The 21,539-nt window shown below is 54.3% G+C and carries 22 protein-coding genes; 11 read left to right on the top strand and 11 right to left on the bottom strand.

Annotated features, from left to right (window positions below; translation table 11 throughout):
* Positions 1 to 155: 155 nt before the first annotated feature.
* From HUF19_RS07270 to HUF19_RS07290, 5 genes are all read right to left on the bottom strand, one after another.
* Entirely contained in the window at positions 156 to 3,347 is a 3,192-nt protein-coding gene (locus tag HUF19_RS07270; protein ID WP_260999159.1) for an efflux RND transporter permease subunit, read from the bottom strand.
* 2 nt (positions 3,348 to 3,349) lie between these two features.
* Positions 3,350 to 4,426 carry an efflux RND transporter periplasmic adaptor subunit gene (locus HUF19_RS07275; protein ID WP_260999160.1) on the bottom strand — a complete coding sequence of 359 codons (1,077 nt, stop codon included), beginning with the start codon at positions 4,424 to 4,426 and terminating at the stop codon, positions 3,350 to 3,352.
* A 212-nt stretch (positions 4,427 to 4,638) separates the two neighbouring features.
* On the bottom strand, positions 4,639 to 5,343 hold the full coding sequence (locus HUF19_RS07280; protein ID WP_260999161.1) for a TIGR01621 family pseudouridine synthase: 705 nt from the start codon (positions 5,341 to 5,343) through the stop codon (positions 4,639 to 4,641).
* The gene (locus HUF19_RS07285; protein WP_260999162.1) at positions 5,343 to 5,495 is read right to left on the bottom strand and encodes a cell developmental protein SirA; all 153 of its coding nucleotides are present in this window, start codon (positions 5,493 to 5,495) and stop codon (positions 5,343 to 5,345) included. The genes HUF19_RS07280 and HUF19_RS07285 overlap by 1 nt, the downstream gene beginning before the upstream one ends.
* Positions 5,496 to 5,506: 11 nt before the next feature.
* The gene (locus HUF19_RS07290; protein ID WP_260999163.1) at positions 5,507 to 6,067 is read right to left on the bottom strand and encodes a hypothetical protein; all 561 of its coding nucleotides are present in this window, start codon (positions 6,065 to 6,067) and stop codon (positions 5,507 to 5,509) included.
* 190 nt (positions 6,068 to 6,257) lie between these two features.
* On the opposite strand from HUF19_RS07290, the gene HUF19_RS07295 reads away from it, so the two are divergent.
* Positions 6,258 to 6,647 carry a hypothetical protein gene (locus tag HUF19_RS07295; RefSeq protein WP_260999164.1) on the top strand — a complete coding sequence of 130 codons (390 nt, stop codon included), beginning with the start codon at positions 6,258 to 6,260 and terminating at the stop codon, positions 6,645 to 6,647.
* Between the two features lie 32 nt (positions 6,648 to 6,679).
* Entirely contained in the window at positions 6,680 to 6,949 is a 270-nt protein-coding gene (locus HUF19_RS07300) for a YkgJ family cysteine cluster protein (RefSeq protein ID WP_260999165.1), read from the top strand.
* A 92-nt stretch (positions 6,950 to 7,041) separates the two neighbouring features.
* Here the strand turns inward: HUF19_RS07300 and HUF19_RS07305 are convergent, their stop codons facing one another.
* Positions 7,042 to 8,652 carry a methyl-accepting chemotaxis protein gene (locus HUF19_RS07305; RefSeq protein WP_260999166.1) on the bottom strand — a complete coding sequence of 537 codons (1,611 nt, stop codon included), beginning with the start codon at positions 8,650 to 8,652 and terminating at the stop codon, positions 7,042 to 7,044.
* A gap of 94 nt (positions 8,653 to 8,746) precedes the next feature.
* Between HUF19_RS07305 and HUF19_RS07310 the strand changes: the two genes are divergently transcribed.
* Positions 8,747 to 9,058 carry a YqfO family protein gene (locus tag HUF19_RS07310; RefSeq protein ID WP_260999167.1) on the top strand — a complete coding sequence of 104 codons (312 nt, stop codon included), beginning with the start codon at positions 8,747 to 8,749 and terminating at the stop codon, positions 9,056 to 9,058.
* 10 nt (positions 9,059 to 9,068) lie between these two features.
* On the opposite strand, the gene HUF19_RS07315 is transcribed toward HUF19_RS07310, so the two are convergent.
* Complete coding sequence (locus HUF19_RS07315; RefSeq protein ID WP_260999168.1) at positions 9,069 to 9,632, bottom strand: NUDIX hydrolase; 564 nt, start codon at positions 9,630 to 9,632, stop codon at positions 9,069 to 9,071.
* Positions 9,633 to 9,671: 39 nt separating this feature from the next.
* The gene (locus HUF19_RS07320; protein ID WP_260999169.1) at positions 9,672 to 10,007 is read right to left on the bottom strand and encodes a DUF3135 domain-containing protein; all 336 of its coding nucleotides are present in this window, start codon (positions 10,005 to 10,007) and stop codon (positions 9,672 to 9,674) included.
* Between the two features lie 336 nt (positions 10,008 to 10,343).
* Here HUF19_RS07320 and HUF19_RS07325 point away from each other — a divergent pair, with 336 nt between their 5' ends.
* Genes HUF19_RS07325 through purT form a run of 4 tightly spaced genes read left to right on the top strand, consistent with a single transcriptional unit; the run spans position 10,344 to position 12,876 of the window.
* A complete protein-coding gene (locus tag HUF19_RS07325; protein WP_260999170.1) occupies positions 10,344 to 10,916 on the top strand; it encodes a CoA pyrophosphatase in 573 nt (190 codons plus the stop codon).
* 10 nt (positions 10,917 to 10,926) lie between these two features.
* Entirely contained in the window at positions 10,927 to 11,451 is a 525-nt protein-coding gene (locus HUF19_RS07330) for a gamma carbonic anhydrase family protein (RefSeq protein WP_260999171.1), read from the top strand.
* Complete coding sequence (locus tag HUF19_RS07335; RefSeq protein WP_145469012.1) at positions 11,448 to 11,645, top strand: DUF1289 domain-containing protein; 198 nt, start codon at positions 11,448 to 11,450, stop codon at positions 11,643 to 11,645. Before HUF19_RS07330 ends, HUF19_RS07335 begins: the two co-directional genes overlap by 4 nt.
* Before the next feature lie 34 nt (positions 11,646 to 11,679).
* The gene (gene purT, locus HUF19_RS07340) at positions 11,680 to 12,876 is read left to right on the top strand and encodes a formate-dependent phosphoribosylglycinamide formyltransferase (RefSeq protein WP_260999172.1); all 1,197 of its coding nucleotides are present in this window, start codon (positions 11,680 to 11,682) and stop codon (positions 12,874 to 12,876) included.
* Here the strand turns inward: purT and HUF19_RS07345 are convergent.
* Entirely contained in the window at positions 12,839 to 14,416 is a 1,578-nt protein-coding gene (locus HUF19_RS07345; protein ID WP_260999173.1) for a sensor domain-containing diguanylate cyclase, read from the bottom strand. The two genes, purT and HUF19_RS07345, sit on opposite strands and share 38 nt — an antisense overlap.
* Before the next feature lie 296 nt (positions 14,417 to 14,712).
* Here HUF19_RS07345 and HUF19_RS07350 point away from each other — a divergent pair, with 296 nt between their 5' ends.
* Entirely contained in the window at positions 14,713 to 15,159 is a 447-nt protein-coding gene (locus HUF19_RS07350; RefSeq protein ID WP_260999174.1) for a MerR family transcriptional regulator, read from the top strand.
* A gap of 250 nt (positions 15,160 to 15,409) precedes the next feature.
* The gene (locus tag HUF19_RS07355; RefSeq protein ID WP_260999175.1) at positions 15,410 to 16,486 is read left to right on the top strand and encodes a permease; all 1,077 of its coding nucleotides are present in this window, start codon (positions 15,410 to 15,412) and stop codon (positions 16,484 to 16,486) included.
* Between the two features lie 66 nt (positions 16,487 to 16,552).
* On the opposite strand, the gene HUF19_RS07360 is transcribed toward HUF19_RS07355, so the two are convergent.
* Positions 16,553 to 17,200: a class I SAM-dependent methyltransferase gene (locus HUF19_RS07360; RefSeq protein ID WP_260999176.1), complete on the bottom strand. Its 648-nt coding sequence runs from the start codon at positions 17,198 to 17,200 to the stop codon at positions 16,553 to 16,555.
* A 139-nt stretch (positions 17,201 to 17,339) separates the two neighbouring features.
* Here HUF19_RS07360 and HUF19_RS07365 point away from each other — a divergent pair, with 139 nt between their 5' ends.
* Complete coding sequence (locus HUF19_RS07365) at positions 17,340 to 17,969, top strand: DUF3833 domain-containing protein (RefSeq protein WP_260999177.1); 630 nt, start codon at positions 17,340 to 17,342, stop codon at positions 17,967 to 17,969.
* A 115-nt stretch (positions 17,970 to 18,084) separates the two neighbouring features.
* A complete protein-coding gene (metE, locus tag HUF19_RS07370; protein WP_260999178.1) occupies positions 18,085 to 20,409 on the top strand; it encodes a 5-methyltetrahydropteroyltriglutamate--homocysteine S-methyltransferase in 2,325 nt (774 codons plus the stop codon).
* 59 nt (positions 20,410 to 20,468) lie between these two features.
* On the opposite strand, the gene trhO is transcribed toward metE, so the two are convergent.
* Positions 20,469 to 21,464, bottom strand: a complete 996-nt coding sequence (trhO, locus tag HUF19_RS07375) for an oxygen-dependent tRNA uridine(34) hydroxylase TrhO (RefSeq protein WP_260999179.1) — start codon at positions 21,462 to 21,464, stop codon at positions 20,469 to 20,471.
* Positions 21,465 to 21,539: the final 75 nt, after the last annotated feature.

Raw genomic sequence — 21,539 nt, forward strand, 5'->3', positions numbered from 1 at the left:
CGAAATAAGACCTGAGTATCTGGAGTGTCGCTGCGCTTCTGGAAGAATAACGTCAGTTTAGCAGAAGGTTATACCGGCGACTGGGCTTATCAGGCAATAAAAAAGCCTGCGCAAGGCAGGCTTTTCCGTTTCAGATAAGCAACCGCTCTGACGACTCAGGTGCGGGTGCTGAAGGTTTTGCGGAAGGCCGCGAAGTACAGCAGTGGGATAATCACCAGCGTCAGCAGGGTAGAGACCAGAATGCCGAAGATCAGTGAGATCGCCAGACCGTTAAAGATCGGGTCGTCGAGAATAAAGAACGCGCCGATCATGGCAGCCACTGCGGTCAGTACAATCGGCCGTGAACGCACAGCCGCCGAGACGATCACCGCGTCTTCAAAACGCATACCTTCGGCGGTTTTCTGGTTGATAAAATCGACCAGCAGAATGGAGTTGCGCACGATGATACCGGCCAGCGCGATCATGCCGATCATCGAGGTGGCGGTGAATTGTGCGCCAAACAGTGCATGGCCGGGCATGACGCCGATAATGGTCAGCGGAATCGGCGCCATAATGATCAGCGGCACCAGATATGAGCGGAACTGACCGACAACCAGCAGATAAATCAGGATCATGCCGACACCATAGGCGATACCCATGTCGCGGAAGGTTTCATAGGTAATCTGCCATTCGCCATCCCATTTCATACTGATGTCATCGGTCAGTGGCGGTTGCTGAATGTACATCTGCTGCCAGTTCATACCGGCGTCAGCCATGCCAAAGGCCATGCTGAACAGACCGTAGAGCGGGCTGTCGAGCTCACCGGCCATATCGGCGGTAACAAACACCACTGGCTGCAGGTTTTTGTGGTAGATGGTTTTCTCCGCGACGCCTTTGCGCACATGTACCAGATCAGACAGGGCAATAAAGCGGCCATCGGCGGCGCGGACTTTCATTACCAGCAGCTGGTTGAGATCGACTTTATCGCCTTCATTCAGCTCCAGCCGGATCGGCAGCGGGTATTTATTGTTGCCGGTATGCAGATAGCTGACGTCTTCGCCTCCTAAGGCGGTATTGATCGCCTGCACGATGCTGCTCTGGGCAACGCCGAGCATGGCCGCGCGCTGACGGTCGATTTCCAGCAGCCATTGCTCCTGATCGGCTTCCACCCAGTCGTCGGTATCAACGATGTCCGGTGTGTTTTCAAACAGGCTGCGCAGTTGTTTGGCGGCCGCAATCTGGCGCTCATAATCCGGACCGTACACTTCCGCCACAATCGGTGCCATCACCGGCGGACCGGGTGGAACCTCAACAATTTTAACGTTGGCGTTCAGTGTTTTACCGATCGCCTGCAGCGGCTCGCGCACCGACAGGGCAATCTCATGGCTCTGGCGTTCACGCTGGTGTTTATCGACCAGATTGACCTGAATATCGCCCTGATGCGGCAGAGCACGCAGGTAATACTGGCGCACCAGACCGTTGAAATTAATGGGGGCTGCGGTGCCGGCGTAAAGCTGTACGTCTTTGATTTCCGGCACGGTCATCAGCTCGTCGGACAGCTCTTCCAGCACGCGCAGGGTTTGTTCTACCGGTGTGCCTTCGGGCATATCGACGATGATCTGGAATTCAGACTTGTTATCAAACGGCAGCATTTTCAGCACCACCAGTTTGAACACCGGCAAGGCAACCGCCAGCATAATCAGCGCGGTCACACCGGCAAACAGCACGATGCGTTTACGTCCGGCGTCAGCCCCTTCGATGAAAGGACGCATCAGACGGTTAAAGCCGTCGTACAGCTTGCCCTGTTTCGGATCGGCTTCATCACTGCTGTGAGCACTGTCCGGCATATGACGCTGCAGCAGCTTGTAAGACAGCCATGGGGTGACGACAAAAGCCACCACCAGAGAGATCAGCATACCGGTTGAAGCGTTGATCGGAATCGGGCTCATATAAGGGCCCATCAGGCCGGACACAAACGCCATTGGCATCAGCGCGGCGATGACGGTGAAGGTCGCCAGAATGGTCGGGCCACCGACTTCATCAACGGCCACCGGAATCACTTCCAGCAATTTCTTGCCGCCCATATGCAGATGACGGTGGATGTTTTCCACCACCACGATGGCGTCGTCGACCAGAATACCAATGGAGAAGATCAGCGCGAACAGCGATACGCGGTTGAGGGTAAAGCCCCACACCCAGCTGGCAAACAGGGTGATTGCCAGGGTAATAAAGATTGCACCGCCGACGATCACAGCCTCGCGCCAGCTCATGGTCGCCAGTACCAGCACCACCACGGCCGCAGTGGCAAACAGCAGTTTGGTGATCAGTTTGTCGGATTTATCTTTGGCGGTAATGCCGTAATCGCGGGTGACTTCGGCGGTGATGTTGGCCGGAATCAGACGGTTATGCAGATCATCGAGGCGCTGTTCAATCGCCTGAGTGATATCAATGGCGTTCATGCCCGGCTGCTTGGCAATGGCCAGGGTAACGGCAGGGCGTGAGCTGTCCTGCCCGAGTTTACGGGTAAAGACTGCCTGCTCCGGGGTATCCGGTTGCTGCTGAATGGTGGCAACGTCGGCCAGATACACCAGACCGCTCTGGTCTTTGCCGACGATCAGCTGGCCCAGCTCGTCGCGGGTTTTCAGGAAACTGCCGGCCTGAATCTGGATCACCTGATTATTCTGCACCAGCGGCTGGTGGTAGCCACCGGCATTGGCGCTGAGCAGGGCGTTGCGCACGTCATCGAAGGCCAGGCCATGGCCGTTCATACGCGCCGGATCAAGCTCAACTTTCACCACATTGTTGTGGCCACCAATGGAGTAAATATCACGGGTGCCGGGAATACGCTTAAGTTCGGTTTCCAGCGCATGGGCCACCTGGGTGAGCTGCGATGCGGTGACTTCGGCGGATTCCGACCAGAGGGTAATGCCCATAATAGGCACATCGTCGATGCCCATGGGTTTGATCACCGGTTGCATCACACCAAGATTTTGCGGGAACCAGTCGTTATTGCTGTAGACCTGGTTGTAGAGGTTGAGGATGGCTTCTTCGCGTGGAATACCGACTTCAAAGGCCACGGTCAGAATGGCCTGACCCGGCTGGCTGATGGAGAAAATATCGTCCACGCCTTTGATTTCAGACAGCACCTGTTCGGCCGGAATGGCGACCAGCTGCTCCACTTCACGTGCACTGGCACCGGGAAAGCCGATAAACACGTTGGCGAAAGTAACGTCAATCTGCGGTTCTTCTTCTTTCGGCGTCACCATGATGGCGAAGAAGCCCAGCAGCAGGCCGAGCAGGGCCAGCAGCGGGGTGATGGCCGAGTTCTGGAAAGCCTGTGCGGTTTTTCCGGAAATTCCGAGCGCCATGATTATTCTCCCTGTGAACCGATTGCGGCCAGCTGGGCCAGTGCATCGCTGACGATTTCATCACCGGCGCTGAGACCGGACAGAATTTCTACCATGCCGTTATGACGGTTGCCGGCGCGAACCTGACGCAGCTCCGGCTGACCGTTATCCAGCACATAAACGGAGGTCAGCTCTGAACGCTGCAGCAGGGCGCTGGCCGGAATCAGCAGGGCGTTACGCTCGCCGGTCTGTACACGAATGATGCTCCACTGGCCGGGATAGAGTGCGCGACCGCTGGCATCCAGACTGTTGGCTGGCAGATTGGCGCGCAGACGCACGCTGTGATGGGTGGCATCGGCGTAAGGGAACAGCACAACGCTGTCCGGGTTGATGCTGTGTTCGCCCACGCGCACCTGAATCTGGCTGGCTTCCTGGTACTGGCTGGCGATACGTTGCGGAGCGTCGGCAACGGCACGCAGTTGTTCGAGTGACACGCCGGTCATCAGCGGTTGTCCCGGGCTGACCAGCTCGCCTACTTCCACATAACGGGTTTTAACCAGACCGGCGTAAGGCGCTTTTACCTGGGTGTAGGCCAGCTGCTCTTCGGCTTGTTTCAGCGCTGCTGCGGCGGCTTTGACTGCGGCAGCAGCGCTTTTGGCGCGGGCATTACTGCTGTCAAACTCACCCTGTGACAGCGTGCCCTGTTTGAACAGACGGCTGTTGCGGGTCAGCAGTACCTGAGCGTCTTCGTTCTGGGCTTTGGCCTGAGCCAGGTTGGCGCGTGCCTGTTCCAGCTGAGCCTGTTGTTGGGTATCAACGATTTCCAGCAGCAGGGCGCCTTGCTCCACGCGGTCGTTGACATCGTAGTGTACGGCCTTGATGGCACCGCTGGTCTGTGCTGAGATCGTGCTTTCGTGCACGGCTTCCAGTGTGGCTTCCAGATCAAAGTACACCGGCACGGTGGTGGCCTGCAGAATCTGGCTGTTGGTAGCGCTGGTCTGATCGGCGGCCTGTGTGGCTGCCGCGAATACAGGCAGGGCCAGCAGAGCCAGGCTCAGGCTGCGCAGCAGACGACGGGACGAAGGCTGTGTGGTCGGCATGAAAAATTCCTCTCTGAATTCAGCGTCAGACCAATCGGTATGGAATGCGATTGGCTCGGGTTAATATCAATATTACTACATTAGAATATACTAATATAATAATTGCAACCGTCCGGATGACGCTTTAACTGTGCACAGTATAGGGAGTGTTCGCAGATGCTGCGGATTGTCCGCTGATAATGCAGCGGGGTTATGACAAAGAAGGGAAAAGGCTACAGAAGTTGCCAGGGGGTCAGCCAGTTGTCGGGCAGGGTTGCCCAGTCGCCATGCTGTGGCAGGCAGGTCAGCACTATATCCTGCGGGTCAGCACCGCTGACTTCATCGCGGAAGCAGAGCATAAAGGCATGCAGATAGGTGCGGTCGGCGGGCTCGCCGCCATAGCGGTCGTCGCCGTCAATGGCGGCACCGAGACTCTTCAGGGCAACCCGCAGCTGGTGGGTTCGGCCGGTCAGGGGCTTGAGCAGAAACAGCCGCTTCTGCTGTTGCTCATCGTAGTGGCTGATAAAACGGGTAATGGCAGGGTTGTGGCTGCTGCGCTGTAACAGCCAGCTGCCATTACGGCCTTTGCTCATATCACCTTTAACCCAGCCCTGTTTCTTTTTCGGTTTTTGCGCGCTCTGCGCCAGATAGTATTTCTGGATTTTATGCTCAGCGAACAGGGCACTCAGACGGGCGGCCGCCGTGGCATTTTTGGCCAGCAGAATAATACCGGAGGTGACTTTGTCGAGGCGGTGAACCGGCCATAACGGACAGGCAAACTGCTGTTCGGCCAGCACCACCAGACCTGCTTCGCCGTCTTCGCTGTGCATGCCAATGCCGGCAGGTTTGTGGATGGCGAGCCAGTCTTCAGTCTGGTCAATGACAGAAAATGGCTGTGAGTAGGGTGGTGTAACGGCGGGAGGAAAGGTATCCGGCACTAGCGGTTTTCCTGCTCCATGATTTCCAGCAGGCGACGAACCAGGGCTTCAAACAGTTGTGCCTGTTCGTTGCTGCTGTCGGCGCTGAGGCTGTACATCAGGCGTTCGATTTCGGCGCGTGACATATAGCGTACGGTAACCGGGGTGGTCATTTCTGAATTCCTTAAAAGCGATAACTGAGCAGCAGGTTGTGGGTCCAGACGTCACCTTTGCTGGCGCCGGCCTGAAGATTTTCGCTGTTGTAATCTTTGGGGTCACGCAGGGTGGCTGCGAGATCAAGGGTGATGGCATCAAACTGGGCGCCGATACCAAACTGCCAGCCCCAGCCGTTAAACACGCGGTAATGATCGCCGGCGGCACGTTGTACCAGCATTTTTTCATAGTGCCAGGCCGGCCCGCTATAGATACGCAAGCCGGGTTCAGCCAGTCCCCAGCCCCACATCAGCTGGGTTTCACCGCCCTGCAGCTGAATGTCATCTTCACCATTAAGGCGGTAAAGAATAAAGCGTGAAGCGGTATGATTGCTTTGCGGGAATTCGGCAAACAGGCTGAAGCCCTGCTGTTCAGCGTTGGGCAGATAAGAAGGAGCATTACCGATGTCAGCCTGAAAGACGCCGGCACCAACGCGGAAGTTGGTCGGCTTGCGACTGTCGTCGGCAAGAGCCGGGGCTGCGCACAACATCAGTAAAGAAGACAGCAGTGGGGCTCGCAGAGCACTGTGCATCGGATTGTCCTTGGTTGTTCGGGTTGCTTTGGCCGGATTTTGGCATACGTGAAATACCAGGCCGGCAAGACGGCTATTCGCAATGGCGCCAAGGCTATCCCAGCCCTTGGGGGATGGCAAGCCGGAGCCGGGCGGGCACTCCGCAACGGTCTATACTGATACTCTTTATAATTAGAGGATGGATCAGTTGATGTTGTGTTTACGCCGTTGGTTATCCGGGGTATCTGTTTGTCTGTTGTTGATGAGCGCTTCTGCGCTCTGGGCGGCTGATGATCAGAACCTGCTGGCTTATCCGGTGCAGGATGCCCGTGATACCTTTCGCACCGGGCAATATGAATTTGTCGGAATTCAGCTGGCAGATGGCGTAGAATTGCCCGGCCTTAAAGAAGCCGAAGCGGATAAGGTGCGACGCGACTACCGTATCCGGCCACTGAATAAGCGCTGGGAAACCTTTGCCAATGTCGAAGATGACCCGGCTAAACTGGCACGACTGCGTCAGTATGCTCTGCGTTTTAATCTGACCATGTGGCGTCTGTTGCAGAAAAAAGCATTGCAGGACGCCACCCGTTACCGTTACTGAGGCCGAACCGCCTCAATTTGTATGAGGTGTTTGTGGATTGCCGACTCGGTTGTGGTGCCTGTTGCATTGCCCCCTCTATCTCTTCTCCCATTCCCGGTATGCCCGGCGGTAAAGCCGCCGGTGAGCGCTGCGTGCAGCTGGATGAGCATAATCTGTGTCTGCTGTTTGGTGATCCGCGCCGGCCTGCGGTATGTGGTGACTTTAAAGCCGATGAGGAAGTGTGCGGTAATGACAATCAGACAGCGCTGGATAACCTGACTCTGCTGGAAGATTCAACGGCGATTATTGTCCGTTCGCACTGAGCGTATTTGCCCTCCACAATAAGAAACAAAAAAGCAGCCATTGGCTGCTTTTTTGTTTCGGCGTTGTTGCTTGCCGGGCGAAGTCCGCCCGGTCAGAGGCGGAATTTCTTCACCAGAGTGCTGAGGTGATTGGCCATATTCACCAGGCGCTTGGCAATATCGGTGGTCTGCTCGGCGCTCTGTGAGGTGTTGAGGGAATGGCTGCTGATGCTTTCAATACCCTGACTCACATTACGGCCGACCTCGACCTGCATATGCATACGCTTCAGGGTTTCGTCGTTCAGGCTACTCATGCGGTCAACGTGCTCAGTCATGCTGTGCAGGGCTTTGGCTGCCTCGTTTACCCGTTCCATGCCTTCTTCGGCAATGCTCTGTGCGTTATGCATGGAATCGACCGCATGACGTGCCTCTGACTGCAGTTGTTCGATCATGCTTTCAATTTCCTGAGTCGACTCGTGTGTGCGCTGCGACAGGGTACGGACCTCATCGGCAACCACGGCAAAGCCGCGACCGGACTCCCCGGCCCGGGCAGCTTCGATAGCGGCGTTCAGTGCCAGCAGGTTGGTCTGCTCGGCAATGCCTTTAATAACACCCAGCACGCCGCCGACATTATTACTGCGCTGATCAAGAGAGGCGATGACTGCCGCGGTTGACTGAATGGCGGTGTTCATATTGCTGATACTGGCGGATGCCTGATCGGTTTTGCTGACACCGTTGCGGGCTACGACCTTGGCTTCGGCTGAGGCCTGGCTGCTTTGCTCCGCATTCGCCATTACCAGCTGAATGCTTTCATGCAGTTCTTCAATGGCACGCTGAATCTGCGTGGTTTCCGCTTTTTGTGACTGGGCTGCCTGTAACGATTTACTGGAAGATACATTGATGTTTTCCGCCGCGCTTTCAAGTTCTCCTGAAGAACTCACCACCTGGCGCAGAGAATCGGAAAAGCGCTCAATCATTTTATTCAGTGCCATCGCGGTACGGCCAACCTCATCGTCACTGTCAACTTTTACCAGTTGCGTCAGGTCGGATTCGCGTTCCATCTTATCCAGTGTGCGGTGCATCCGGCGTACCGGTGAAATAATCACTTTGCGCAGCAGCAGCGAAAGAATAATCAATGCGGCAATAAACATGGCGGCCTGAATAAGCCCCATGGTCAGCATGTTACTGAAAATATGCCCATCAAGTTCTTCCAGTGAATAGCTGATGCGGATAGCGCCAAGAACATCGCCTTCCTTGGCCTGATGACAGCCAAGGCAATTCGTACCGCGGTAATCCTCATGGGCCAGAACCGGGGTCAGGTAGGTCAGGGTATGACCATTTTTACCGTCGTCTTCAATCAGGATTTCCTCACCGGCCAGTGCCCGCCGGTCGAGTTCATCAAGGGGGTACTCGTGATCAAACCCCTTACCATACAGGGCATCAATTTTCGGGCTGCGCAGCATTCTGGCTTCAACGATATTACTGTCAGACAACAGCTTGGTACGAACCAGTTCGCGGTTTGATATCGCGCCGGATATCATCAGCATATTCATGGTATCGAGATAACCGGATGCCTTATCACGCAGCTGATCATGAACCATATCTGAGCTCATTTTCCGTTCAGCGGATACTGCAACACTGATGACAACCACGAGGACCAGCAAAAAGATACTGCCCAAAGCAAAGTACACTTTGTGCTGGATGGACAGGTTATTACCCTTCATGAATTTTCCTTAGTAGATGGCGGCATGACGGACGTTACATTCAAGCCTAGACCATTACCGGAAACTGACTAAATTATTGAGAGGAAGAAGAATAATGTACAAATTGGTGTTCTATGTACCGGTGGCTGAACTGGAATCGGTGAAGACGGCGGTATTTGCTGCCGGAGCCGGAAACATCGGTGAATACCAGGAATGTTGCTGGCAGGTGCTGGGGGCTGGTCAGTTCCGGCCTTCGGCGGCGGCCAATCCTTTTATCGGTCAGGCCGGTAAGCTGGAGAGTGTTGAGGAATACCGCGTTGAGATGGTGTGTGAGGATGCCTGCATCCGTGCTGCTGTGCAGGCGCTGAAGGCCGCACATCCTTATGAAGAGCCGGCTTACGATGTCTGGCAGCTGGCCGTGCTGTAAACCCGGCTGATCAGCCGGATGACTTCAGCCCTTTCGCCAGTGCCTGGGATATACCGATATCAAATACGTGAGCGGCCTGTTGGGCGGACGAATCGGCGAAATAACGTTTCAGGGTCTGACTTACGGTGGGGAAGGCCAGCTCGTTCCAGGGAATATCCTCTTCATTAAACAACGCGACTTCCAGACTTTCGTCACCGGCAGCAAATTCGGCTTTTTCCAGTTCGGCAAGAAAGAATATATGCACCTGATCGATATGCGGCACGGTGATCATACTGAACAGGGACTGCAGCTGGACCACGGCCTGTGCTTCCTCCCAGGTTTCACGTAAAGCGGCCTGCTCGGTACTTTCGCCGTTTTCCATAAAGCCCGCAGGCAGGGTCCAGAATCCCCGGCGCGGTTCGATGGCGCGGCGACAGAGCAGTATCTGCCCGTTATGTACGGGGAGTGTACCGGCGACGATACGTGGATTCTGGTAAAAAATGGCCTGGCAGGCGGGGCAGACAAAGCGCGGGCGGTTATCGCCATCAGGGATGATATAGGTCAGTTCACTGGCGCAGTGGCTGCAGTATTTCATAGGAAATTCCGGGCATCGAAAGATGTGATTATAACCGACTCAGAACTGTGCCCGGAATGGAAAAGGGATGACGTCGGCGGTGGCGACTTCAGCAGGAACAGGCTGCTTCTGGTGGCTGCCGCCGGTATGCAGGCTTTCAGTCAGGGTATGCAGACGTTCGTGCATCATGCGCGACATACGCAGGCAGGCCGATAATGGATTGCTGGCACGCTGGCGCTCCATATCGATCTGAAACTGCAGGCCGCGCAGACGGCGGCGGACGTGGTCACCGGCGCTGTTAATGGTTTGCTCGATCAGTTGCCGGCGCAGTGTTTCCAATGCCTCCGGGTTGCTGTCAGCCAGCTGTTTCAGTTCATCAAAGGGCGGCAGTTGCACGATGGGCACTCCGTACAGGTTTTGATTTGCAATTCCTGATTTTTAGTCTACCGGATTACATTCTGTGACAGAATCCTGCCGAACCCCCGGTAAATGTGCTCTAAATCGCTGAATTACTTAATAAAAAGACGTTTTTCAGATTGGGCTTTAAAAGTAAAAACGTTTAAAAACAGAGTGTTAAGTAAACGATCTTAGGGGTAGTCTGATGCGGAAATTACATTCTTTTCTGCGAATAGCAGTTTTTTTAATGACAAAAAAATATAAAAAAGCACCTTATTTGTTACCCGAACCGGAGCGGTGCTGGCTCGCTTTTCATCCAGACATTACAATGGTCCTATGAATTCATCTCCGCTCTTCGACTATCTGCAGTTGCGTCTGCAGCAACATCAGCCACGAAAAGTGCAGCAGCCCGATCTGGCTGAAGCCGGCGTTCTGGTTGCCCTCACTGACGAAGAGCAGCCGCAGGTGGTATTAACCCGCCGGGCGGTGCATTTATCGACGCATCAGGGAGAGGTTGCCTTTCCTGGTGGCAAACGGGATCCGGAAGATCAGAACATTATTATTACGGCGTTGCGTGAAGCCGAAGAAGAAGTGGCGCTGGCACGTAACCGCGTCAGGGTTCTGGGGGAGCTGGATCAGGTGGTGTCGCGCTTCGGCTATCTGGTAACGCCGGTGTTAGGGCTGATTCCCCCAGAAGAGCCGCTGATTGCCAATCCGGGTGAACTGGATGCGGTATTTAAAGTTCCGTTAAGTCATTTTCAGTTGCCGCCCAGCCGTTATTTTGAGCGCGGCCAGATCCGTATTCCCAGTTATGATTTCGACGGTTTTCACATCTGGGGACTGACCGCCATGATGATTGCGGAGATGATGAACCATCTCTGGGATTGTGATATTCCGTACAAGGTATAGGAAGAACGTTATGTTTTATCAGCTGGGCGAACGTCGCCCGACCCGTGGACAGGATGTCTTTGTTGCCGATGGCGCCAGAGTGATCGGCAGTGTTGTTCTGGGCGACAACAGCAGCATCTGGTTTGGTGTGGTGATCCGCGGTGATAACGATCTGATCACCATTGGTGAGCATTCCAATATTCAGGATAACGCGGTGCTGCATACCGACTCCGGTATCCCGCTGACCCTGGGTAAGGGCGTGACGGTGGGTCATAACGCCATGCTGCACGGTTGTACGGTTGGCGATTATTCGCTGATCGGTATTAATGCGGTGGTGCTGAACGGCGCGAAAATCGGCAAGCACTGCATTATTGGTGCGAATGCGCTGATTCCGGAAAACATGGAAATTCCGGATGGTTCGCTGGTGGTTGGGTCGCCTGCGGTGATTAAGCGCCAGCTGAACGAGATGCAATGCAAAATGCTGGAAGGCAGTGCCGCGCACTACGTACACAATGCCAAACGCTACCGCGAACAACTGCAGGAGATTGAACTGTGACGACTCCGGTCCGCTCCCCGTGCGTCAGTATCTGCGCGCTGGATGAAAATGATGTCTGTGTCGGCTGTTACCGCAGCGGCGAAGAAATCAGCCGCTGGGGGCGCTACAGCGATGACGAGCGCAGGGCTGTACTGCAAAAAGTGGCAGCGCGCGAGCAGGATGCGATGAATTTTACCCCCGTAAAGGCCGACTGACCGGCCACTTCTTTTCTTTCTGATGGACAACACCATGACAACACTGGGAACCCCTTTTTCTCCGACAGCCACCCGGGTGCTGCTGTGCGGTGCCGGCGAGCTGGGCAAAGAAGTTGTAATTGAACTGCAGCGTCTGGGCTGTGAAGTGATTGCCGCTGACCGCTACGCTAACGCGCCGGCGATGCAGGTGGCTGACCGCAGCCATGTGGTGAATATGCTCGATGGCGCAGCGCTGCGTGCGGTCATCGAACAGGAAAAACCGCATCTGGTGGTGCCTGAAATCGAAGCCATTGCCACTGCCACCCTGGCCGAGCTGGAGCAGGAAGGTGTGCGGATTATCCCGACCGCGCGTGCTACTCAGCTGACCATGAATCGCGAAGGCATCCGTCGTCTGGCGGCGGAAACCCTTAAAGTCCCGACCTCAAGTTATCAGTTTGCCGATAACGAAGAAGATTTCTTTAAAGCGGCAGAAGCCATTGGTCTGCCGTGTCTGGTGAAGCCGATCATGAGTTCCTCCGGCAAAGGACAGAGCTTTGTGCGTGAGCAAAGTGAGCTGGCCCGCGCCTGGGCCTATGCGCAGGAAGGCGGTCGCGCCGGTAAGGGCAAAGTGATTGTTGAAGGTTTTGTCGATTTTGATTTTGAAATCACCTTGCTGACCATTCGTCATAAAGACAGCAACGGTAATACGGTGACCAGTTTCTGTGAGCCTATTGGCCATCGTCAGGAAGACGGTGATTATCAGGAATCCTGGCAGCCGCAGGCAATGACGGACGCCGCACTGGCGAAAGCGCAGCATATTGCCAAAGTGGTGACTGATGATCTGGGCGGTCTGGGGCTGTTTGGCGTTGAGCTGTTCGTCAAAGGCGATGAGGTGATTTTCAGTGAAGTTTCACCACGCCCGCATGATACCGGGCTGGTTACCCTTATTTCACAGGATTTATCCGAATTTGCCCTGCATGCGCGGGCGATTCTGGGGCTGCCGATTCCGAATATTCAGCAGCATGGCCCATCGGCATCCTCGGTACTGCTGGTGGCGGGTGAATCCACCACCATGCAGTACTCCGGTCTGGATAAGGCGCTGGCTGAAATTCATACCCAGCTGCGTTTATTCGGTAAGCCTGAGGTATCCGGTAAGCGCCGTTTAGGCGTGGCGCTGGCCCGTGATGAAAGTATTCAGGCGGCGAAAGACAAGGCTAATCGGGTGATTGCTGCCATACAGGTGACTCTGTAAAAGGAACATCCGGGGTGATCATCTGCAGCATATTGCAGTTGCGCCCGGAGGCTTTGGCTTCGTAGAGAGCGGCGTCTGCCGCTCTCAGCCACTCTTCTTTAGACATTCTGTCGAGCCATTGTCCGGACTCCCGGATCCAGGCAATACCAAAACTGATGGTCAGCAGGTGGCTGACCGACGAATAGCCGTGAAGAATGTTCAGTTCGCGGATGCATTCTCTGATGCGATGTCTGGTGGCATCCAGACTGTTAGCATCTTCAATATACAAAATCAGCGCAAACTCCTCGCCGCCAAAACGCGCTGCCATTTCGTCGGTACGCTTGGCGCAGCTCTGTAAGGCCTGAGCAACACGGTGCAGGGCATCATCACCGGCCTGGTGGCCATAGTGATCGTTAAAGCGCTTAAAATAATCGATATCCACCAGAATAAGAGCCACAGATTGCTGATGACGCTTAAGCCGTCTCCAGGTCGTTTCCAGTGCTTCATCGAAAGCCCGGCGGTTGGGGATATTGGTTAAGCGGTCGGTGTTGGACAACTGTTCAAGGCGCGCCTGTTGCTGACGGGCGGTATACACCAGCTGATTATAGGTATCGCGTAGCTGACGCAATTCACGGATACGGATCGGCGTGGTGAATAATACCGGACGCAGAATACCGTCCTGGCTGTTCAGCTGCAGCAGTTCGGTCGCTTTACGGATCGGAGTTATCAGCAGGTACAGCATCAGGATAAAAATACTGCCGGGAATCAGGGCGATCAGCAGGAAGGTGGTGATGATACTGAGATTGAGAAATTGCGGCATCGCCTGCAGGTGATGGATACGGAAGCAGTAGACCGGCTGCTGTTCGGGTGACATCAGGCAGCGGTCGCGATAAGGACGGGCAGTATTCAGGTTGCTGAGCAGATCAACAGGGTTCTGTGGTATATCGGTGCGGGTAAGGGGGATGCGTGTGATCTGTTCCCAAACTGACAGCACACTGTTATCCAGCAGCTGAAAAAAAATAAGCCAGCCCTGCTGAGGACCGGAATTGTCAGAGCGGACGACAGGACTTATAGCAAGCACATAGGGCTGTCCTTCAATTCGCTGGAACAGCGTTTCCGGCTGATTGTGCAGGTGGTTTATGCCTCCCTGTTGCAGCCAGTGCAGCAGACGGTTGCTGTTACTGGTGATGATCGCAGCCTGATCATTGTATTCAAGATTAAACACCGGTTGACGCTGATTATTGAGCAGCAGGGCGCCGGATAATTTCAGAGACTCAAAGGTGGTCGTGGTAAAATTCGTGGTGACGTATTCGTCATACGGCTGCTGAACATAATTCCAGGTGTCATCCCAATTGGAATAATCGGTAACAAAGGTTTCCAGATTTTCTTTCTTTAATTCCAGAACACCATTAAGGCTGAAGACTTCATTCTGCTGAGCGCTCAGAGCGGTACTCATTTCTTCCGGATAAAACCAAAGCCAGCGAACCAGAATCAGCCCGGCAAACAGCAGGAAAATAAAGGCAGCGGAAAGATAAAGAAACAGCTGACGGATCGATAACATAAGGTCTCTGTCTGGTTGTCCGGCCGGTATGGACAGTATCATGCAGCTTGCTGACAGTTGGGTCCGTTGTCGCGTGTGTCGCGTGCATGAGCAAGATTGTCTTCTCAGTAACCAAAGCATAGCCGAAGGAATGGCATAAAAAGCCCTGAGCTTGCTATTTTCAGCCCGTTTTCTGACCTGCATCCGGTTAGCAGGTGATAATTCACGGAAAGCGGCTGAAAACGTCCCTTGACCTGTGAGTTACTCAAAGGTTTAAGCTGCGCTAATACTGAAGTGTGTGCAGGCAGGAGAAGACGATGCGGGTACTTGAACTGGCCAGGCGCGAGCAGGTAAATGCCAACACCATCCGCCATTATGTGCGGATTGGGTTGCTGAAACCGGGCAAAGATGACAGTGGTTATCATCACTTTACGGCGGCAGAGCACAAGCGCCTGCGCTTTATTCTGCAGGCGCGGGATCTGGGCTTCACTCTGGAAGATATCCAGACCATGCTGCAGGCGGCAGAGCAGGGGGAGTCGCCTTGTCCGACGGTACGCCAACTGATTGAACCGCGGCTGCTTGAAGCACGGGAAAAGCTGGCGGCAATGCAGGCGCTGGTGGAGAGGATGGAACGGGCGGTTGAGCTGTGGGCAGAGCAACCTGACTGTGTCCCCTGTGGTGAACATATCTGTCATTTGATTGAAGGTGCCGATGTGCACCTGAGCGAAGGTTGTGGAAGTCGGGGAGAATCTCAGCATGACTGATACAGAACACAAAGGCTGCTGCGGCAGTGAGAAGGAATCAAAGCAAGCTGAGCAGGGCTCATGCTGCGCTACTGAAACGAAAGAAACTGACACGAAAGCAACTGACACGAAAGCGGTTGAGAGTTCGTGCTGCGGCAGTGCGAAAGCATCAGCACCGGCAAAGCCTGCCTCGTGTTGTGCTCCTGAAATAAAGGACGCTGCAGCGAAAGCAACGGAGAGTTCCTGTTGCGGCACTACGAAAACATCCGCAGTGGCAGCTTCCTGTGGTACCGAAAGCGGTGAATCAGGCGGTTGCTGTCCGCCGGCAGAAAAGGGCCGCATCGACTGGATCTTATGGGGCTGCGGCAGTTTTGTGGTGCTCGGCTATATCGGCTTTTTATTGCTGGGTCATCAGCCTGACAGTAGTCTGCCCTGGCTGGGCGTGATGCTGCATACCTCGTATGAAATGGTTAACGCCATGTGGTGGGGGATTCTGACTGCCTCGTTCTTTGTTGGCTTGCTGGGGCGTATTCCGCGTGAGCTGGTGATGTCGGTACTGGGCAAAGGCGGTACCAAGCGCGGGTTATTCCGCGCAACGCTGGCCGGTTTAATGCTCGACCTGTGTAACCACGGCATCTTAATGGTGGCGATGAAGCTGTATGAGCGTGGTGCCAGTATTGGTCAGGTGATGGCTTTCCTGATTGCCAGCCCGTGGAATTCGCTGACCCTGACTCTGATTCTGGTTGGCCTGATAGGCCTTAAATGGACGCTGCTGTTTATCGTGGCATCGTTATTGATTGCCTGGGTCAGCGGCTGGATTTTTGATCGGCTGGTTGAGCGCGGTACCTTGCCGGCCAATCCGAATCAGGGCGAATTTCAGCAGGTGGCTTTTATGCCAACGCTGAAAAGTACCTGGAAAGACAATGACTGGTCAGTACCGTCACTATTAAGAATGTTCTGGCAGGGCTTTAAAGAATCCAAAATGGTGTTGCGCTGGGTATTCTTTGGTGTGGTGTTAATTGCACTGGTGCGTGCTTTTGTGCCGGAAGACAGCTTCGGCATCTGGTTTGGTGCCAGCTTTACCGGGCTGCTGATGACACTGCTGGTCACGACCATTATTGAAGTCTGCTCTGAAGGCTCCAGTCCGATTGCCGCCGATTTATTTAACCGTGCGGCGGCACCGGGTAATGCGTTTACTTTCCTGATGGCCGGAGCCGCCACAGATTACACTGAAATAATGGCGCTGCAGAACACGACCAGAAGCTGGAAAATCGCGCTGTTTTTACCGCTGATTACCGTGCCGCAGGTGCTGCTGATTGGCTGGCTGATGAATACCGCTGGCGTGTAATTATTCTGCAGTAAATAAAAACGCCGCATTAACTTCGTTAGTGCGGCGTTTTTTTAAAGCAGATTTTTATACCGGAAGCTTGGTGAAATCCAGAATCATCAACCGTCCTTCAAAACGGTTCGGCTCAAGGGCAAACCAATGCTCGTAGGTAAAGGCCGCAGGCCAGAGTTTTTCACAACGGTTGGAGAGTTCATCGAAGGTTGAACGTCCCGGGTCGGCCAGAATAATCTGCTTAACGCCGGCTTTTTTGGCGCGTTTAAACAGGCGCAGTAAATCGCTGACCATTTCATCCCAGAAGCAGATATCCGCACCGATAATACAATCGAATTTCGCCAGATTCTGACCTTTCATATCGTTAAAGGATGCGTGCAGCGGGCGCACTTTGGCATCGTTTGCGGCGGCAACCATATCCAGATACGGAAATACGCTGTCATCGACATCCAGACCGGTCACTTTGGCCTGTTGCTGGCTGGCACAATAGACCGCCGCCGGCCCCCAGCCACAGCCAAGCTCCAGCACACGGCTGTTTTTCGCCAGCGGATTGCTGCTCAGCCAGTCCATTAAAAGAAAGCTGGACGACCAGGTTTTATGGCCATGGACGCTCGGCTTAGCCACTTTTTTCAGTTTGCGGACCAGAGGGTGTTTCGCGGTAAAAAGGTAAATGCCATAGGCGTACTGCATATGATCTTCGGCGAAGATTTCGAGGCGGGGCATGATAGAAAGCGCTTTGACAAACTATGTTGAGCGCCAGTCTACTGGGTTTTTTATTGGCCGCAACAGAATTGAGCTATTGCTACCAATGCTTCTTTGTATAATTCTGTACAGTAATTTGTATAGGTTTTTAGGAGGCTTTATGAATTTACCGACTTTTCGCTCCGTTGCGGCCGTTCGTGGACTGTTTCCCGCCGCTCTGCTGCTGGCCGCCAGTGCGCTGTTAACAGGCTGTGCCGGCGTGCAGGTCGATGAGTACGCCGGGCGTGCTCCGCTGCTTGATCCGCGCACCTTTTTTGATGGCACCATCTGTGCCGACGGGGTGGTGCGTGACCGCTCCGGCAAGCAGATCCGCCAGTTTAATGCCCGTATTCTTGCCAGCTGGGAAGATCAGGGTAACGGTTCTGAAACCGGCACCCTTGATGAAGTTTTTTATTTTTATGATGAACCCGGTGCCTCCGCCGTTGAGGAAACCCGCGTCTGGACGCTGACGCCCAATGGCAGCGGCGGGTATCACGCCAGCGCCACGGATGTGCCGCAGCCGACCACCATGAAGCATGCCGGTAACAGCATTCAGATGGCCTATACCCTGCGTTATGGCAAGCCCGGCGATACCATCGACCTGGATATGGACGACTGGATGTTTCAGGTTGCCGACGGCGTGGTGATTAACGAAACCCGCATGAGCAAATGGGGGATTCATGTCGGTCAGGTGCTGCTGGTGATGCGTAAAGTGCCGGACGGCTATCAGTGTTTGAGCGCGCGCGACTGAGACACTGATGAGTTTATCTATTAAATAAATTCAACTTTGTATTAGAAATCATCGTTTTATCTCATGATTGAATTTGGCCAGAATGTGAAAATCATTCAATCATTGAGATATTACGATGACACTTTTTCATACTCTTGGCTTTCCGCGCGTCGGTCAGCAACGCGAACTCAAATGGGCGCTGGAATCGTTCTGGGCCGGTAACAGCACACAGCAGGAACTGCTGGATGTTGCACATACCCAGCGTCTGGCCAACTGGCAACGTCAGCTGCAGGCGGGTGCCGATTTTATTACCGCCGGTGACTTTGCCCTTTATGACCATGTGCTGAATACCAGCTATCTGTTTGGCCATCTGCCGGAGCGTGCGCGCCATGGCGACGATGCGCTGAACCAGCTGTTTCTGGCGGCCCGTGGCCGTACCCCTTGTGGCTGTACCAGCCATGCCAGCGAAATGACCAAGTGGTTCGATACCAACTATCACTATCTGGTGCCGGAGTGCCGGGCAGAGGATGAATTCCGCCTGCAGCCGGAATTACTGCTGGAAGAAATCCGCGCCGCGCGGGCGGTGTATCCGAAAGTAAAAGCCGTGGTACTGGGGCCTCTGAGTTATCTGTATCTGGGCAAAAGTCTGGATAACAGTAATCGCCTGAATCTGCTGCCTAAATTACTGCCGCTGTATTCCGAATTATTCGCCCTGTTAAAAGCTGAAGGCATTGACTGGCTGCAATTGGATGAGCCGATTTTAGCGCTCGATTTACCGTCGGACTGGGCGCAGGCGTTTGAACCGGCGTATCACACCCTGCGTAATAATGGCCTGAATCTGCTGCTGACCACCTATTTTAATGGTCTGGAAGACAACCTCAGCCTGGCACTGAATCTGCCGGTGCAGGGTGTGCATCTGGATCTGGTCAGTGCACCGGAACAGCTGACACCGGCGCTTGATCGTATCGGGCCTTATAAAGTGCTGTCGCTGGGCGTTATTGATGGGCGCAATATCTGGCGTTCCGATTTAAATGCGATCCGTGAATCTTTGCTGGAAGCCAGGCAGCAACTGGGCGAACGTTTATGGCTGGGCACTTCCTGTTCATTGCTGCATGTACCCTATGACGCCGCCGGTGAACATCAGCTGCCGGATGGCGTTGGCCAGTGGCTGGCGTTTGCTCAGCAAAAACTGGAAGAGGGTGTATTGCTGCGCAATGCATTAAATAACAGTGACGTGCTCAGCTCTGCCGCCTGGCAGGCACAGGCCGATGCCATTCAGGCGCGCCGTACCTCAACCGCGGTGCATAAAGCCGCGGTAAAACAACGGGCCGCCGATGCCGCAGCGTTCGACTGGCAGCGCGATTTACCTTTTAACGAACGCGCGGCATTACAGCAGGAATTGCTGCAATTACCGCTGTTCCCGACCACCACTATTGGTTCTTTTCCGCAGACCAGTGGTATCCGCCAGTTACGTCGTCGTTTTAAACAGGGTGAGCTGACACTGGCGGAATATGAAGATGGTTTAAAAGCCGAAATCGTCCATGCCATCCGGGTGCAGGAACAGATTGGCCTGGATGTTCTGGTGCACGGCGAAGCCGAACGCAACGACATGGTGGAATATTTCGGCGAGCAGCTGGAGGGCATTGCAGTATCGGCCAACGGCTGGGTGCAGAGTTATGGCTCGCGTTGCGTTAAACCACCGATTATTTATGGCGATATTGAACGTCCACAACCGATGACCGTGCGCTGGAGTGAATTTGCCCAGAGCCAGACCGATAAGCGCATGAAAGGCATGCTCACCGGTCCGGTCACTATTTTAAAATGGGCATTTGTGCGCGATGACCAGCCCTGGTCAGCTACGGCGTATCAGCTGGCGGCGGTGTTGCGTGACGAAGTACAGGATCTGGAACGTGCCGGTATCCGTATTATTCAGGTGGATGAACCGGCGCTGCGTGAGGGCCTGCCGTTGCGTAAAGCGGCGCATAAGCAGTATTTGCAATGGGCGGTGAACAGTTTCCGTTTCAGTGTGACCGGTGTGGCCGCAGCCACCCAGATTCATACCCATATGTGTTACGCCGACTTTGACGATATTCTGCCGGCTATTCAGGGCATGGATGCCGATGTCATTACGCTGGAAACCGCGCGCTCGGCCAGTAAATTACTCGCAACCCTTAAAAGCTCGCCGTACAACAATGGCATTGGCCCGGGGGTTTACGATATCCACAGTCCGAATATTCCGGCCACTGACGCGATGCTGACTATTCTGCGTGACTCGCTTGATGTTGTTGCTGCGAAAAATCTCTGGGTGAACCCGGACTGCGGCCTGAAAACCCGCCGCTGGGAAGAAGTGATTCCGGCGCTGGAAGCCATGGTGGCTGTTGCGCGGACATTGCGTCTTGAGGTAATTGAGAGTGACGGTAAGCAGCAGGAAGAACAGGTTGCGGAACAACCGCTGGTATAAATAACGGTTAAATACAGGCAGGGCCGCAGAAGAATATTCTGCGGCCCTGTGCAGAGTATTCAGCTGCGCTTACGCTGCTGTTCTTTTAAGGCCAGTTTTTCCTGGCGGCGCTTTTCAATAACGGAGGCCAGATCATTGCCGAGGTGCTCTTCGCCACGCTGTTTGGCTAATTGCATCTGCAGTTCACGCTGACGGAAACGTTCGCGCTGAGCGTCGTCGAATTCATCATGGCAGTGGTGGCAGCTGACACCGGGCACATAATGCTCGTGTTCTTTATCGGCTTCGGTAATGGGCCGGCGACAGGCGTGACACTGGTCGTAATCGCCTTTTTCCAGCTGATGATTCACCGTGACGCGGTTATCGAACACAAAGCATTCGCCTTCCCACAGGGATTCTTCCTGCGGAATTTCTTCCAGATATTTCAGGATGCCGCCTTCGAGGTGATACACCTCTTCAAAACCCTGCTCTTTTAAATACGCAGTGGATTTTTCGCAGCGGATACCGCCGGTACAGAACATCGCAACCTTTTTGTTTTTCTCCGGGTCGAGATTTTCTTTCACGTATTGCGGAAATTCGCGGAAGGTTTTGGTGCGCGGGTCGAGGGCGCCCTTAAAAGTACCGATTTCCACTTCGTAGTCGTTACGGGTATCGACCAGCACCACGTCCGGATCAGAAATCAGGGCGTTCCAGTCGGCTGGTTTTACGTAAGTACCCACCACGCGTTTCGGGTCGATGCCTTCTACGCCAAGCGTTACGATTTCTTTTTTCAGTTTTACCTTGGTGCGGTAAAACGGCATGTCATCGTCGTAGGATTCTTTATGATCGATGTCTTTCAGGCGTTCATCGCGGCGCAGGTAATCGAGCAGGGCGTCGATGCCTTCACGCGAACCGGCCACGGTACCGTTAATGCCTTCGGTGGCCAGTAACAGGGTGCCTTTTACATCCAGACGCAGCATTTCATCCAGCAGTGGCTGGCGCAGGTCTTCGAAGTTATCCAGGGTGACGAATTTATACATCGCACAAACGACGTAAGGGCTTGTAGCAGGAGTGTTCATAATGTCCTCGGCTGGCCGGAACGTAAATCCGGTGCAGGGGTGAAAAGTACGGTCGAATATCAAAGCCCGTTGCCG

This window comes from Thalassolituus hydrocarboniclasticus, assembly GCF_025345565.1.
In the GTDB taxonomy this organism is placed as follows: Bacteria; Pseudomonadota; Gammaproteobacteria; order Pseudomonadales; family Oceanobacteraceae; genus Venatoribacter; species Venatoribacter hydrocarboniclasticus.

Bases quoted from the DNA above. Each gene is read 5' to 3' on its own strand.
- HUF19_RS07305 (WP_260999166.1), bottom strand. From the start codon at position 8,652: ATGAAGGGTAATAACCTGTCCATCCAGCACAAAGTGTACTTTGCTTTG.
- HUF19_RS07365 (WP_260999177.1), top strand. From the start codon at position 17,340: ATGAATTTACCGACTTTTCGCTCCGTTGCGGCCGTTCGTGGACTGTTT.
- HUF19_RS07310 (WP_260999167.1), top strand. From the start codon at position 8,747: ATGTACAAATTGGTGTTCTATGTACCGGTGGCTGAACTGGAATCGGTG.
- HUF19_RS07360 (WP_260999176.1), bottom strand. From the start codon at position 17,200: ATGCCCCGCCTCGAAATCTTCGCCGAAGATCATATGCAGTACGCCTAT.
- purT (WP_260999172.1), top strand. From the start codon at position 11,680: ATGACAACACTGGGAACCCCTTTTTCTCCGACAGCCACCCGGGTGCTG.
- HUF19_RS07315 (WP_260999168.1), bottom strand. From the start codon at position 9,632: ATGAAATACTGCAGCCACTGCGCCAGTGAACTGACCTATATCATCCCT.
- metE (WP_260999178.1), top strand. From the start codon at position 18,085: ATGACACTTTTTCATACTCTTGGCTTTCCGCGCGTCGGTCAGCAACGC.
- HUF19_RS07285 (WP_260999162.1), bottom strand. From the start codon at position 5,495: ATGACCACCCCGGTTACCGTACGCTATATGTCACGCGCCGAAATCGAA.
- trhO (WP_260999179.1), bottom strand. From the start codon at position 21,464: ATGAACACTCCTGCTACAAGCCCTTACGTCGTTTGTGCGATGTATAAA.
- HUF19_RS07275 (WP_260999160.1), bottom strand. From the start codon at position 4,426: ATGCCGACCACACAGCCTTCGTCCCGTCGTCTGCTGCGCAGCCTGAGC.
- HUF19_RS07330 (WP_260999171.1), top strand. From the start codon at position 10,927: ATGTTTTATCAGCTGGGCGAACGTCGCCCGACCCGTGGACAGGATGTC.
- HUF19_RS07290 (WP_260999163.1), bottom strand. From the start codon at position 6,067: ATGCACAGTGCTCTGCGAGCCCCACTGCTGTCTTCTTTACTGATGTTG.
- HUF19_RS07295 (WP_260999164.1), top strand. From the start codon at position 6,258: ATGTTGTGTTTACGCCGTTGGTTATCCGGGGTATCTGTTTGTCTGTTG.
- HUF19_RS07345 (WP_260999173.1), bottom strand. From the start codon at position 14,416: ATGTTATCGATCCGTCAGCTGTTTCTTTATCTTTCCGCTGCCTTTATT.
- HUF19_RS07350 (WP_260999174.1), top strand. From the start codon at position 14,713: ATGCGGGTACTTGAACTGGCCAGGCGCGAGCAGGTAAATGCCAACACC.
- HUF19_RS07270 (WP_260999159.1), bottom strand. From the start codon at position 3,347: ATGGCGCTCGGAATTTCCGGAAAAACCGCACAGGCTTTCCAGAACTCG.
- HUF19_RS07325 (WP_260999170.1), top strand. From the start codon at position 10,344: ATGAATTCATCTCCGCTCTTCGACTATCTGCAGTTGCGTCTGCAGCAA.